The sequence below is a fragment of the Rhizobium sp. 18055 genome, from assembly GCF_902706285.1.
GTDB lineage: Bacteria > Pseudomonadota > Alphaproteobacteria > Rhizobiales > Rhizobiaceae > Rhizobium.
On record NZ_CACSKD010000002.1, the window covers coordinates 222,079 to 234,919 of the forward strand.

The window sequence follows — 12,841 nt, forward strand, 5'->3', positions numbered from 1 at the left end:
GCGCAGGCGCAAAGCACCCTAGACCTGCATGATTTCCTTTTCCTTATCGCCAAGCAAGCGGTCGATCTCAGAAATCGTCTCATCCGTCATCTTCTGCACACGATCCGACTGCGCGCGGCTGACGTCCTGCCCTATGACACCGTCCTTTTCGGCTTTCTTAAGGCCGTCCATGCCGTCACGGCGTACATGGCGAATCGCAACCTTGCTTTTCTCGGCATAGTCGTGGGCGACCTTGACGAGAGACTTGCGGCGCTCTTCGTTGAGCTCCGGCAGCGGGATGCGCAGATTCTGGCCGTCGATGATCGGGTTGAGGCCGAGGCTCGATTCGCGGATCGCGCGCTCGGTTGCCGACACCATCGTCTTGTCCCAGACAGACACGGACAACATACGCGGCTCCGGAACGGTGATGTTGGCCACCTGGTTCAACGGTACGCGTGAACCATAGGCTTCGACCGTGATCGGGTCGAGAATGTTTGCCGACGCGCGGCCGGTGCGCAGCGATGCGATATCGCTTTTGAAAGAGGAAATGGCGCCGTCCATGCGACGCTTGATTTCCTTGATTTCGATGCCTTCACTCATGTCAGTGCTCCCGTCTCGGTAGAAGCTGCGGCATAGCCATGCCGCCACTCTGTCAGTTGTCGGTGACCACGGTCTTCAGACCGCCGCCCCTGAGGATTTCAGCAAAACCGCCCTTCTCGTGGATCGAGAAGACGATGATCGGAATGGAATTTTCGCGTGCCAGGGCAACCGCCGCCACGTCCATGACGGCCAGTCCCTTGTCGAGGACTTCCTTGTGGGTCAGGTGGTCGAAGCGGGTCGCGTCCGGCACCTTCTTCGGGTCGGCGGAATAGATGCCGTCGACCTGCGTGCCCTTGAAGATCGCCTCAGCGCCGATTTCGGCGGCGCGCAGGGCTGCAGCCGAGTCGGTGGTGAAGAACGGGTTGCCGGTGCCACCTGCGAAGATGACCACACGGCCCAACGACAGGTGGTAGAGCGTGGCACGCTGCGAGAAGCTCTCGCAGATTTCCGGCATGGCAATCGCCGACAGGACGACGGTATCGATGCTCAGCTTGCGCAGCGAAGTCGCCAGCGCCAGCGCGTTGATGACGGTCGCGAGCATACCCATGTGGTCGCCCGTGACACGATCGCCGCCCTTTGAGGCAACGGCGACGCCGCGGAAGATGTTGCCGCCGCCGACGACGACGCCGACTTCCACACCCATATGCCGCGCTTCGGCAATGTCAGCCGCAATGCGGTCGGCCACCGCTACATCGATTCCAAATCCCTGGCTGCCCATAAGGGCTTCGCCGGAAGCCTTAAGTAGAACGCGTTTGTAGACAGGCTCTGACGACATCTTGGCTCCTCGTTTATCACCGCTGAGGCCCGGATACACGAAGGGCATCGCGTTGTCACGCGATGCCCTCCTGTTTTCACATATATAGCTCGATCAGCCCTTGGCGACTGCAGCGACTTCTGCAGCGAAATCAGACTCTTCCTTCTCGACGCCTTCTCCGAGGAGCAGACGGGCCATGCCGACCACTTCAATCGATGCGCCGGCTTCCTTCTCAGCTTCCTTGATCGCAGCGCCGACCGTCAGGTCAGGGTTGATCACGAAGGCCTGCGAGAGAAGAGCAACTTCTTCGAAGAACTTGCGCATGCGGCCATCGACCATCTTTTCGATGATGGCTTCCGGCTTGCCGGATTCGCGCGCCTGTTCGATGAAGACGTTGCGTTCGCGCTCGGCGACAGCAGCATCGACTTCTTCAGAACGGATGGCGAGCGGGTTGGTCGCCGCGATGTGCATGGCAACCTGGCGGCCGATCGATGTCAGGACGGCCTTGTCGCCGACAGACTTCAGGGCAACGAGAACGCCGAGCTTGCCGATGCCATCGCCGGCAGCGTTGTGGATGTAGGTCGCAACAACGCCGTGTTCGACTTCCAGCTTGACGGCACGACGGAGCGTCATGTTCTCGCCGATGGTGGCGATCGCGTCCTTGATGGTGTCGGCAACCGGCTTGCCGGATGCAGGGTAGGTCGCAGCCGAAATGGCTTCAACAGTGCCGTCGGTGGTCAGGGCAACGGAAGCGATGCCGCGAGCCAGATCCTGGAAAGCGTCGTTACGGGCAACGAAGTCGGTTTCGGAGTTGAGCTCGATGACAACAGCCTTGTGGCCGGCGCCGCCGATGGCGATCAGGCCTTCAGCAGCCGTACGGCCCGACTTCTTATCAGCCTTGGAGATGCCCTTGGCGCGCAGCCAGTCGATCGACGCTTCGATGTCGCCGTTGTTTTCGACCAGCGCCTTCTTGCAGTCCATCATGCCAGCGCCAGACTTCTCGCGCAGTTCCTTCACCAGTGCAGCCGTAATCTCGGTCATAAGCTTCCTCTTGTCGGTTCAAACGGTGGGCCGCAAAAGGCGGCGCGGCACCGGATTGAGGCACGAAATGTACCTGTATGTATGACAGCGTGATGAAAGACGCGTCATAACGAAACTTGTTTGGCGACGGGCCAGGAGCCCTCGCCTGAAACGGTCAAGGCCGCCGAACTTCTGAGAGTCACGAGCGGCCTTTCCCAATCTCTGGAAAGCATGACGGACCTTGCAGCCCGCCTGCTTCTTTATCAGGCTTCGGCTTCGCCTTCGAGAGCCGGCTCGACCATGGCTTCGATCGAAGCACCCATGTCGCGGCCCGAAGCGCCCTGCTGACGAGCGATGCCGTCGATGGCAGCGCGTGCGATCAGGTCGCAGTACAGAGCGATGGCGCGCGAAGCGTCGTCGTTGCCCGGGATCGGGTAATCGATGAGATCCGGATCGCAGTTCGAGTCGATGATGGCGACAACCGGGATGCCGAGGCGCTTGGCTTCGTCGATCGCGATCTTTTCCTTGTTGGTGTCGATGATGAACATCAGGTCAGGCGTGCCGCCCATGTCCTTGATACCACCGAGAGCCTTGTCGAGCTTTTCGCGTTCGCGCTCAAGGTTCAGACGTTCCTTCTTGGTGAAGCCCTGGGCGTCGCCGTTGAGGATTTCGTCGAGCTTGCGCAGACGCTGGATCGAGTTGGAGATCGTCTTCCAGTTGGTCATCATGCCGCCGAGCCAACGCGAGTTGACGTAGTACTGAGCGGAACGCTTGGCCGAGTCAGCGATGAGCTCGGAAGCCTGGCGCTTGGTGCCAACGAACAGAACGCGGCCGCCACGGGCTACGGTGTCGGAAACAACCTGCAGCGCGCGCGACAGAAGCGGAACCGTCTGTGCAAGGTCGATGATGTGGATGTTGTTACGATCGCCGAAAATGTACGGCTTCATCTTCGGGTTCCAGCGGTGAGTCTGGTGGCCGAAGTGGATGCCGGCTTCGAGAAGCTGGCGCATAGAAAAATCGGGCAATGCCATGCCTAGTTATCCTTTTCCGGTTGAACCTCCGCAAGGCGAACAGCACTCTCTTCGAGAATGCCACCGGGCGGAACGATCCGGATTTCTCCCGGACAATCCCAAGCCTTACGTGTGGAATGCGGGTGGCCATACCCTCCCCGTCCCGGAAAATCAAGCCTTATCGGCAAAATTGCCGTTGAAGGCCGCTAGATAGGACGGAACGGTATCGCAATGGGTTGCAGGCGGTCAGTCCGCGTCGCAGGGCCAGCTGGTTGGCGTCGCCATACCTGCCGGCAGCTTGGTGTTCGAATCGCCGCAGGCAAGAGAGACCTGCGCCTCATCGAGCCCTGTCGCCTGAGACAGATCGAGGCCGCTAATTCTCGTCAGGAACATGAAAGCGCGATCGAACGAAATCGGCCCGGTAAACTTGGCGCCGCTGAGGTCAGCGCGCGACAGATTGGTCAGCGAAAAATTGGCGCCGGTCAGATCGGCCTTGTTGAATGTCACGCGGCCGAGTTCAGCCTTTTCGAAGTTCGCGCCTTTCAGCACGGCACTATTGAAATTGGCGCGCTGCAGTTCGGCACCGGCAAAGGTCGCACCCTCGGCGTTGACGCCTTCGAAGCCGGAGCGATAGGCTTCGACCTTGGAGAAGTTGGCCTTGGTCAGATCGGAGCCGGTAAACCAGGCACGCACCAGCGTTGCCTTTTCGAGATTGGCCGAAGCAAGATTGGCGTGGCTGAGATTGGTCAGCGTGAAGTCCGCATCGGCAAGATTCCCCTTCTGGAAATCGCCGCCCTGCAGCATCAGGTTCTTCTTAGTGCAACCACCCCAATCGATCCCTGCGACGGCTGTCGAGCCGCAATCTGCGGCAGAGACCGCTCCCGTGGAGGCTGTCGCCAGCACCGCGACAGCCAAACCCGCCAGGGCCATGATCGACACACTATAGGCTGACAAGATATGCACTCCATTCGCCGTCAACGCTCAATCGTCCAGCGATCCGTAGCACAAAGCACATCCCTTTGCATACTGCGTCAGACTGGCACTGCGAAATCGCTCAACGTGTGCAATTACTTACAGGCAACAGATTTGGCGTCAAGGAGCTCGAGCTTCGACAGCTTGCCGGAGAGAACGAAGTCGCCATAGTCCATCGTCAGATCACGGGTGATGCCGTTCTCGTAGAGCTTGAACGACATGCGATAGACCGGAAGGGCGTCGCTTTTGGTGTTTTCGTTGAAGTAGGAAATCGTGACGGGCCAGAAAGCGGTCTTGGCAAATGCGCCGGCATTGCCTGCATCGGCCTCATCCTTCATCGGCGTCACCGATTTGCCGACGACCGTTGTCGTCACCAGCGCCTTGTCGCCATCGTCGGAGCCATCGAAGACGCGGGCTTCGAACAGTCGATTGCCGGCCTTGGCGTTCTTGATGACCTCGATCATGTGCTCGGTTGGAAAGCGGCTGGCAGCCAGCTGCAGTTCCTTGCTGGAGGGCTGCTTCAGATCGACCTTGGTGCCCTCGGCCTGATCCTGGGCTGCGCCATTCACTTCCTTGTCGAGCTGATCGTCGGTGAACGACTTGGTGTCGAAGGTGAACTTGCCGTCCTTCAGGTTTTCGAAGGTCTTGGTCTGCTGATCGCTGACACGCACGGCATCGCCGGTATCGATCTGCGTCACGAAGCGGAAGTTGGTGGTGTAGCCGGTGCAATAGTCACCGTCGAACTCATAGACCATGCGGCCGGACATGCCCGAGATGCCGGATCGATCCGACGCATCCTTCAGTTCCAGATCATAGATCGCCCGGTGCGCAATCAGCCCCGTGGCCATGGCCGCGCCGGCGACAGGTGCCGCGGCATAAGCGTTTGCCGAAACGCCTGCTAGGAAGAGTGCGGCAAGGCTCGAACGGACCATTGATAATCTCCTGTTGGACTCACCAACGATGTTATAAGAACGCATCCGGCTAAATCGAGGCTCGAACATGTCACAAAATTGATTCAAGCCTTGATGCATAGTTTTAGAACTATTCACAACAAAAGCGGAGAGGAAAATGTCCAACCAAATCGTTGCTCGCCTCAAAGAGATGGGGATATCCCTGCCTGAGGCTGCGGCACCCGCTGCAAACTACGTGCCCTACGTCATATCAGGCAACGTTCTCCACATTTCAGGTCAGCTTCCGCTCGAAGGCGGCAAGATCGCGGTCACCGGCCACCTCGGCAAAAACGTCGATGTTGCGACCGGCCAGCGCGCTGCGGAACTCTGCGCTATCAACATCCTGGCGCAGGCAAGCGCCGCTCTCTGCGGCGATCTCGGCCGCATCAGGCGCGTGATCAAGCTGAACGGCTTTGTGGCCTCCGTGCCCGAGTTTGTTGAACAGCACCTCGTCATCAACGGCGCATCGAACCTGATCGCCGGTGTTCTCGGCGACGCCGGCAAGCATGCGCGCGCCGCCGTCGGCATGGCAGCCCTGCCGATGAACGCCGCCGTCGAAATCGATGCCATCATGGAAATTGCGTAATGACCTCTGCAGCATGGCTTAAAGACCGCCCGGTCGCACATCGCGGCTATCACGACCAGAACAAGCTGGTCTGGGAAAACACCCTCTCGGCATTCTCCCGCGCAGCCGAAGCAGGCTTCGCGATCGAGTGCGACCTGCACTACGCATCCGACGGCGTTCCCGTGGTTTTCCACGACGAGGATCTCAAGCGCCTGTGCAACCTGAAGGGCGACGTTCGCGAGCGCACCTCGCAGGAACTCGGACTGCTGTCGGTCGGCGGCACGGCAGACAAGATCCCGACGCTGAAGCAACTTCTCGAAGTTGTGAAGGGCAAGGTCCCTCTCGTGATCGAACTCAAGGGCCGGGAAAAGGACGATTCCGGCTTTGTGGAAGCGGTGCTCGAGGTGCTGGAGGGATACCAGGGCGAGGTAGCGCTGATGAGCTTCGACCATTGGCTGCTGCGCGAACTGAAGGCGCTGAAGGCGCCCTATCCGCTTGGGCTGACAGCTGGCGGAAACAAGCCGGAGGAGTTCCAAGCCCATGAAAAGGCGATGAAACTCGGTCTCGACTTCATTTCCTATTTCTATGCGGACCTGCCCAACCCGTTCATCACGGCAGAGCGCGAGAAGGGTATCACGGTCATCACCTGGACGGTTCGGGACGAGAAGGCGGTGAAGCACAGCTTCGAAAATGCCGACCAGATGACCTTCGAAGGCTTCGATCCGCGCGCATCGGTTTGATGCTCGCTTTTTCGACAAGATCATGCTCAGACTGGTTGGGAGCCCCTCACCTCCCAATCGGTCTCGCATTCGCTTCATGACAGACGAACTCTCCATCCGAATCGAACAGTCCTTCACCGCGATCTCGCCGGACAACTGGTCACAGCTATCCGGGGCCTCCCGGTCAGGCGGCACGCTGGCCTACAATCCGTTCGTCTCGCACGCCTACCTGTCTTCGCTGGAAGAATCAGGCTCGGCAACGGCCGAGACCGGCTGGCTTGGGCACCACATGCTGCTTGAGACCAACGACGGGCGTCTTGTCGGCGCCCTGCCCGGCTATCTCAAGAACCACAGCCAGGGCGAATATGTCTTCGACCACGGCTGGGCCGATGCCTTCGAGCGTGCCGGCGGCCGTTATTATCCGAAGCTGCAGTGCTCCATCCCGTTCACGCCGGCCACCGGCCCGCGGCTTCTCGTTGCCGACGGTTACGAGCGATTGCCGGTGCAGGACGCCATGGCCGAGAGCCTGAAGGAGGTCGTGCGCCGGCTCGGCGTCTCCTCGGCTCACATTACGTTCGTGCCCGGCGAAGAGGTCGGCGTGCTGGAGACGGAGGGCTATCTGCACCGCACCGACCAGCAGTTCCATTTCATCAACGACGGCTATGCCAACCACGAGGCGTTCCTCGAGACGCTGGCGTCGCGCAAGCGCAAGGCGCTACGCAAGGAACGGCGCGCGGCACTGGAGAATGGCATCAGCATCGACTGGCTGACCGGCAGCGATCTCACCGAAGAGGTCTGGGACCAGTTCTTCACCTTCTACATGGATACCGGCAGCCGCAAATGGGGCCGTCCTTACCTAACCCGGAAATTCTACTCGCTGATCGGCGAGCGGATGCCCGAGGATATCCTGCTCGTCATGGCCAGGCACAATGGCCGCTATGTCGCCGGTGCGATCAACTTCATCGGTGGCGAGACCCTCTACGGCCGCCACTGGGGCTGCATCGAGGATCATCCATTCCTGCATTTCGAGGTCTGCTACCATCAGGCAATCGATTTCGCGCTGGCCAAGGGCCTGAAGCGGGTCGAGGCCGGCGCCCAGGGAGAGCACAAGCTGGCGCGCGGCTACCTGCCGGTGACAACGCATTCGGCACACTATGTCGCCCATGCCGGCCTGCGCCGGGCGATCGGCGATTATCTCGAGCGCGAGCGTGACGATGTCGAGCATATGAACGAGGTGCTCACAGAACACAGTCCCTTCCGCAAAGGCGAGCGGCTACAGCACGAGGATTGACGCGCTCGCCTCGATCGCGTTACGCGAACAGAAGAGCATCAGGAGATTTACCCATGACCAGCGCGGCTTACGACGGCAACAACATCTTCGCAAAGATCCTGCGCGGCGAAATCCCGTCGCACAAGGTTTACGAGGACGAGCATACGCTGGCGTTCATGGATGTGATGCCGCAGGCGCCTGGGCATGTGCTGGTGGTGCCCAAGGCGGCATCGCGCAATCTGCTCGATGCCGATCCCGCCGCACTGATGCAGGCCATTCCTGTCGTCCAGAAGATCGCCAATGCGGTGAAAGACGCCTTCGACGCCGATGGCGTCTTCGTCTGCCAGTTCAACGAACCGGCTGCGGGACAGACGGTGTTTCACCTGCACTTCCACATCATCCCGCGTCATGACGGCGCGGCGCTGAAGCCGCATTCCGGGCAGATGGAAGACGGCGCGGTGCTGGCCGCCAATGCCGAGAAGATCAAAGCAGAGCTTTAGAGCCTTTCCGGGTTATATTGAAGCGTTCTGCCGGTCGGCAGATGGCTCGATGCGCGACCGAATAGGACGTTCTGCGGCGAGAGTATCGCAGATATGAAAAAGGCGACCCGAGGGCCGCCTTTTTTGCTTCAACTTTACTTCTTCGGCACCCTTGGCACCGCACCGCTTTTTTTCGGTGCGCTCTTCACCTCGGGCTCGGCGACTGCCGCCTTGGCCTTCTTGACCGTGGCGGTCGCCTTCTTGGCACGAGCCTTGGTCTTCAGTTCGCCGTCATCATGGTCGTCACCCTCGGGGTGCACGACTTCGGCTTCCGGCTTCGGCTTGATCGGCGCCGTTTCCGATACCGATTCGAGGATGATGCCAGGCACGCCGTCTTCCTTCGGTCCGACGGTCACGCTGACGACGCCGCCCTTCTTCAGCTTGCCAAAGAGGATTTCGTTGGCCAGCGGCTTCTTGATGACATCCTGGATGACGCGCGCCAGCGGGCGGGCGCCCATCTTTTCGTCGTAACCCTTTTCCGCCAGCCAGGAGATCGCATCCTCGTGCAGGTCGAAGGTGACGTTCCTTTCGGAAAGCTGGGCTTCGAGCTGCATGATGAACTTCTGCACGACCTTGTGAATGACAATGGTCGGCAGCGGCGCGAACGGGATGACCGCGTCGAGACGGTTGCGGAATTCCGGCGTGAAGATGCGGTTCAGCGCTTCCTCGTCTTCGCCCGTCCGCTTGGACGAACCGAAACCGAAGGCAGCCTTGGCCATTTCCGACGCGCCCGCATTGGTCGTCATGATCAGGATGACGTTGCGGAAGTCGATCTTCTTGCCGTTATGGTCGGTCAGCGTGCCGTGATCCATGACCTGCAACAGGATGTTGTAGATATCTGGATGGGCCTTTTCGATTTCGTCGAGCAGAACCACGCAATGCGGATGCTGATCGACGCCATCGGTCAACAGACCGCCCTGGTCGAAGCCGACATAGCCGGGAGGTGCACCGAGCAGCCGCGAGACCGTGTGCCGCTCCATGTATTCCGACATGTCGAAGCGCAGGAGCTCGACGCCGAGGGACGAGGCAAGCTGCTTGGCGACTTCCGTCTTGCCGACGCCGGTCGGGCCGGAGAAGACGTAGGAGCCGATCGGCTTGTTCGGCTCGCGCAGGCCAGCACGGGCCAGCTTGATCGAGGTCGACAGCGCTTCGATGGCGATGTCCTGGCCGTAGACGACCGAACGCAGTTCCTTCTCCAGATTGGCGAGGACGGCTTCGTCGTCCTTCGACACGCTCTTTGGCGGGATGCGGGCCATCGTGGCGATGGTCGCCTCGATTTCCTTCTCGGTGATCAGCTTGCGGCGCTTGGACGGCGGCAGCAGCATCTGGGCCGCACCGGTTTCGTCGATCACGTCGATCGCCTTGTCCGGCAGCTTCCGGTCGGAGATGTAGCGGGCCGACAACTCGACCGCCGTCTTGATGGCGTCGTTCGAGTAGCGCAGGTGGTGGTACTCTTCGAAATAGGGCTTGAGGCCCTTCATGATGGCGATCGCGTCTTCGATCGACGGTTCTGCCACATCGATCTTCTGGAAGCGACGGACCAGCGCCCGGTCCTTCTCGAAGAACTGGCGATATTCCTTGTAGGTGGTCGAGCCGATGCAACGGATTGCACCCGACGACAAGGCCGGCTTCAACAGGTTCGATGCATCCATCGCGCCGCCCGATGTGGCGCCAGCGCCGATCACCGTGTGGATTTCGTCGATGAACAGCACGGCGCCCGGATACTCCTCGAGTTCCTTGACGACCTGCTTCAAACGCTCTTCGAAATCGCCGCGATAGCGGGTGCCGGCCAGCAGCGTACCCATGTCGAGCGAGAAGATCGTGGCGTCAGCCAGCGCTTCCGGCACCTTGCCCTCGACGATGCGCTTGGCCAGACCTTCGGCAATCGCCGTCTTGCCGACACCCGGATCACCGACGTAGAGCGGATTGTTCTTGGAGCGACGGCACAGGATCTGGATCGTCCGGTTGACCTCGGCATGACGACCGATCAACGGGTCGATCTTGCCGGTCTTGGCCTTTTCGTTGAGGTTGACGCAATAGGCCTTCAGGGCATCCTGCTGCTTCTTGGTACCGCCTTCTTCCTCGCCGCCGCGCGATGCGCTGCTTGGCTTGCTTTCCGGTTCGCCATCCTCGGCACCGCGCGGAGTGCGGGCTTCAGACGTTCCGGCGCGCTTTCCGATGCCGTGGGAGATGTAGTTGACCGCGTCGTAGCGGGTCATTTCCTGCTCCTGCAGGAAGTAGGCTGCATGGCTCTCGCGCTCGGCAAAGATGGCGACGAGCACGTTGGCGCCGGTCACTTCTTCACGGCCGGACGACTGCACATGGATCACCGCACGCTGAATGACCCGCTGGAAGCCGGAGGTCGGCTTGGAGTCCTCATCGTAACCGGTGATCAGGTTGGAGAGTTCGTTATCGACGTATTCGACGAGCGTCTTGCGAAGCGCGACGAGGTCGACGTTGCAGGCACCCATGACCGCGGCCGCATCGGCATCGTCGATCAGGGCGAGCAACAGATGCTCGAGCGTGGCATATTCGTGATGCCGCTCGTTGGCAAAGGTCAGTGCCTGATGGAGCGCCTTCTCAAGACTAGGCGAAAATGTTGGCACGTTCAGATCCTCACTTCTTTTCCATGACGCATTGCAGCGGATGCTGGTGCTGTCGGGCGAAGTCCATCACCTGGCTCACCTTGGTCTCCGCCACCTCGTATGTAAATGTTCCGCATTCGCCGACACCATGATTGTGAACATGGAGCATGACGCGTGTGGCACTTTCACGATCCTTCTGAAAAAAACGCTCCAGAATATGGATGACAAATTCCATCGGCGTGTAGTCGTCGTTCAGGATAAGCACACGGTACAGGTTGGGCTTCTTGGTCTTCGATTTGGTGCGCGTAATGACCGAGGTTCCGCGGTTTCCGTTGTCCCCGTTCCTTTCGCCGTCATTTTGCATCCGGACCGGTTTTACGATCATATCCATTCATTCCTCGATCAATCCGGCGGTGCATGGGAGATGTGCTTTACCCGCCGAAAGTCTGAATACTAACTTAGTTCATAATAGAGCGATTTTAAGCCCCTTGCTTCACACTGCAATCACAATTCGCCCGCTAATCGACCAAAGACACAAAAAATAGCACGCAGCTGCGAGATGGCTCTGAGGGAAAAACAAAAAGACCGGCTGCAGATGCGTAGCCGGTCCTGGTTTTTCAAGAGGTATGAGGCTTTCGCACTCGATGCTAGGCTGCCGCCGACGTCGCTACCGATGCTGGCTTCGTTGCCTTGGTGGCGGCTGCAACCGGTGCGTCGTAAGGCTTGTAGGCGCTCTTGGCGATGTCCGAATACATCTCCGTCAACTTGGTCGCCTCCGCCATGAAGCTCTCATATGCCGATTTCACATAGCCGCTCTGCAGTTCGAAGACGGCTTCGAAGCTGCGCGCGCCGGACAGCGTCTCGACATGCGAAACAGCGTCCTGGAATGATTTTTTGGAATATTCGGTGGCTTCGGTCGCAATTGCCTGCAATCCCTTGGCCGTGTCCGAGTAGCTTTTCAGCACCGTGTCCATGGCTTCCTTGCTCTTGCGATTCGTGTCCTCAAAGTTCAGCATGACGTTCCTCCTTGCCGTGCGTATGGGCGGAGGTTAGCTGCACTGCACGCGAAGTCAAGCACTCTTGTGCAGCGCAAAACAATCTTTGGTTGCGCAAACGGATGCAGGCTTTGCTATGTTTTCGAGCGACGTACGTCTTTAATTGATTTTGCTAAAATATATCAGATGACCGCAACCGGAGGCTTTGTGTAAAATTCCGGTTGCGGCCGCTGAACGCTAGTCGAGAAGATCGGCGGGGACCTTGCCGCCGTTCTCCGACAGTTTTTTCATCAGCGCCTTGTGCAGGAACATGTTCATCGCCGCGCTGTCGTGAGTGTCGCCGCTATATCCCAGTTCGGCTGCCAGTTCCTTGCGCTCGGCGAGGCTCGCATCCATTCCGACGGCCTTCATCAGGTCAACGATCGAGCGGCGCCAGTCGAGCTTCTGGCCGCTCTTCTTCACGGCGGCATCGAGCAACGGCACGATATCGACGGCCGCAGCCGGTGCCGATGTCGCCGGCGAGGTGGAAGCGACCGGTGGTGCCGCGGCTGGCGCGGCGGAGGGCGAAATGGGGGCCTGGGCCGGCTCTATCTTCGGCGTTGCGGCGGGCGTTGCTTCCGCAGCCTGCGCTTCACCCCAGATGGCATGCTTGATCTTATCGAAAATACCCATTCTCAACGTCCCCTTGATGGCGTTTGAGCACATGCTCACCAAGCAAGATGGAGCAGAAGGCCGGGCGGTCCAGACCGGGCTGGCCATTTTCCGTCAGTATTCACATAGACTTCACAGGACGTGCCGGGACTTCACAGGAAGGTGTCGTGACTTCACGGGAAGGCGGCGCGCTTCGGGATAGTCACAATACGTCGGGCAGATCCACCAAGGG

At 59.6% G+C, this 12,841-nt stretch carries 14 protein-coding genes; 4 read left to right on the top strand and 10 right to left on the bottom strand.

Annotation, left to right across the window (positions count from 1 at the left end):
- Positions 1-18: 18 nt before the first annotated feature.
- From frr to GVL52_RS04595, 6 genes are all read right to left on the bottom strand, one after another.
- Positions 19-579, bottom strand: coding sequence for a ribosome recycling factor (gene frr, locus GVL52_RS04570; RefSeq protein WP_160004307.1), 561 nt, complete (start codon positions 577-579; stop codon positions 19-21).
- A gap of 52 nt (positions 580-631) precedes the next feature.
- Positions 632-1,354, bottom strand: coding sequence for a UMP kinase (gene pyrH / locus GVL52_RS04575; RefSeq protein ID WP_160004309.1), 723 nt, complete (start codon positions 1,352-1,354; stop codon positions 632-634).
- Positions 1,355-1,447: 93 nt separating this feature from the next.
- A complete protein-coding gene (gene tsf, locus GVL52_RS04580) occupies positions 1,448-2,374 on the bottom strand; it encodes a translation elongation factor Ts (protein ID WP_160004311.1) in 927 nt (308 codons plus the stop codon).
- 242 nt (positions 2,375-2,616) lie between these two features.
- A complete protein-coding gene (gene rpsB, locus GVL52_RS04585) occupies positions 2,617-3,384 on the bottom strand; it encodes a 30S ribosomal protein S2 (RefSeq protein WP_160004313.1) in 768 nt (255 codons plus the stop codon).
- Positions 3,385-3,609: 225 nt separating this feature from the next.
- Positions 3,610-4,293, bottom strand: coding sequence for a pentapeptide repeat-containing protein (locus GVL52_RS04590; RefSeq protein WP_244619101.1), 684 nt, complete (start codon positions 4,291-4,293; stop codon positions 3,610-3,612).
- A gap of 137 nt (positions 4,294-4,430) precedes the next feature.
- Positions 4,431-5,267 carry a cell envelope integrity EipB family protein gene (locus GVL52_RS04595; protein ID WP_160004315.1) on the bottom strand — a complete coding sequence of 279 codons (837 nt, stop codon included), beginning with the start codon at positions 5,265-5,267 and terminating at the stop codon, positions 4,431-4,433.
- A gap of 136 nt (positions 5,268-5,403) precedes the next feature.
- Between GVL52_RS04595 and GVL52_RS04600 the strand changes: the two genes are divergently transcribed.
- The 4 genes from GVL52_RS04600 to GVL52_RS04615 all read left to right on the top strand — a co-directional run bounded on the left by GVL52_RS04600 (position 5,404) and on the right by GVL52_RS04615 (position 8,339).
- Positions 5,404-5,871 carry a RidA family protein gene (locus GVL52_RS04600; RefSeq protein WP_160004317.1) on the top strand — a complete coding sequence of 156 codons (468 nt, stop codon included), beginning with the start codon at positions 5,404-5,406 and terminating at the stop codon, positions 5,869-5,871.
- The gene (locus GVL52_RS04605) at positions 5,871-6,590 is read left to right on the top strand and encodes a glycerophosphodiester phosphodiesterase (protein WP_160004319.1); all 720 of its coding nucleotides are present in this window, start codon (positions 5,871-5,873) and stop codon (positions 6,588-6,590) included. The genes GVL52_RS04600 and GVL52_RS04605 overlap by 1 nt, the downstream gene beginning before the upstream one ends.
- A 76-nt stretch (positions 6,591-6,666) precedes the next feature.
- Complete coding sequence (locus GVL52_RS04610; RefSeq protein WP_160004321.1) at positions 6,667-7,860, top strand: GNAT family N-acetyltransferase; 1,194 nt, start codon at positions 6,667-6,669, stop codon at positions 7,858-7,860.
- A gap of 53 nt (positions 7,861-7,913) precedes the next feature.
- Positions 7,914-8,339 (top strand): HIT family protein, encoded by a 426-nt coding sequence (locus tag GVL52_RS04615; RefSeq protein ID WP_160004323.1) that lies wholly within the window; start codon positions 7,914-7,916, stop codon positions 8,337-8,339.
- 134 nt (positions 8,340-8,473) lie between these two features.
- On the opposite strand, the gene clpA is transcribed toward GVL52_RS04615, so the two are convergent.
- The 4 genes from clpA to GVL52_RS04635 all read right to left on the bottom strand — a co-directional run bounded on the left by clpA (position 8,474) and on the right by GVL52_RS04635 (position 12,630).
- Positions 8,474-10,984 carry an ATP-dependent Clp protease ATP-binding subunit ClpA gene (gene clpA, locus GVL52_RS04620; protein ID WP_160004325.1) on the bottom strand — a complete coding sequence of 837 codons (2,511 nt, stop codon included), beginning with the start codon at positions 10,982-10,984 and terminating at the stop codon, positions 8,474-8,476.
- Positions 10,985-10,994: 10 nt separating this feature from the next.
- Positions 10,995-11,348, bottom strand: coding sequence for an ATP-dependent Clp protease adapter ClpS (gene clpS / locus GVL52_RS04625; protein ID WP_160004908.1), 354 nt, complete (start codon positions 11,346-11,348; stop codon positions 10,995-10,997).
- 262 nt (positions 11,349-11,610) lie between these two features.
- The gene (locus GVL52_RS04630; RefSeq protein ID WP_160004327.1) at positions 11,611-11,979 is read right to left on the bottom strand and encodes a phasin family protein; all 369 of its coding nucleotides are present in this window, start codon (positions 11,977-11,979) and stop codon (positions 11,611-11,613) included.
- Positions 11,980-12,195: 216 nt separating this feature from the next.
- Complete coding sequence (locus GVL52_RS04635) at positions 12,196-12,630, bottom strand: DUF3597 domain-containing protein (RefSeq protein WP_160004329.1); 435 nt, start codon at positions 12,628-12,630, stop codon at positions 12,196-12,198.
- Positions 12,631-12,841 lie beyond the last annotated feature (211 nt).

Excerpts from the sequence above, each read along its gene's own strand:
- tsf (WP_160004311.1), bottom strand. The coding sequence starts at position 2,374 with ATGACCGAGATTACGGCTGCACTGGTGAAGGAACTGCGCGAGAAGTCT.
- clpS (WP_160004908.1), bottom strand. The coding sequence starts at position 11,348 with ATGATCGTAAAACCGGTCCGGATGCAAAATGACGGCGAAAGGAACGGG.
- rpsB (WP_160004313.1), bottom strand. The coding sequence starts at position 3,384 with ATGGCATTGCCCGATTTTTCTATGCGCCAGCTTCTCGAAGCCGGCATC.
- GVL52_RS04590 (WP_244619101.1), bottom strand. The coding sequence starts at position 4,293 with ATGGCCCTGGCGGGTTTGGCTGTCGCGGTGCTGGCGACAGCCTCCACG.
- frr (WP_160004307.1), bottom strand. The coding sequence starts at position 579 with ATGAGTGAAGGCATCGAAATCAAGGAAATCAAGCGTCGCATGGACGGC.
- GVL52_RS04605 (WP_160004319.1), top strand. The coding sequence starts at position 5,871 with ATGACCTCTGCAGCATGGCTTAAAGACCGCCCGGTCGCACATCGCGGC.
- GVL52_RS04615 (WP_160004323.1), top strand. The coding sequence starts at position 7,914 with ATGACCAGCGCGGCTTACGACGGCAACAACATCTTCGCAAAGATCCTG.
- GVL52_RS04630 (WP_160004327.1), bottom strand. The coding sequence starts at position 11,979 with ATGCTGAACTTTGAGGACACGAATCGCAAGAGCAAGGAAGCCATGGAC.
- GVL52_RS04595 (WP_160004315.1), bottom strand. The coding sequence starts at position 5,267 with ATGGTCCGTTCGAGCCTTGCCGCACTCTTCCTAGCAGGCGTTTCGGCA.
- GVL52_RS04610 (WP_160004321.1), top strand. The coding sequence starts at position 6,667 with ATGACAGACGAACTCTCCATCCGAATCGAACAGTCCTTCACCGCGATC.
- GVL52_RS04600 (WP_160004317.1), top strand. The coding sequence starts at position 5,404 with ATGTCCAACCAAATCGTTGCTCGCCTCAAAGAGATGGGGATATCCCTG.
- GVL52_RS04635 (WP_160004329.1), bottom strand. The coding sequence starts at position 12,630 with ATGGGTATTTTCGATAAGATCAAGCATGCCATCTGGGGTGAAGCGCAG.
- pyrH (WP_160004309.1), bottom strand. The coding sequence starts at position 1,354 with ATGTCGTCAGAGCCTGTCTACAAACGCGTTCTACTTAAGGCTTCCGGC.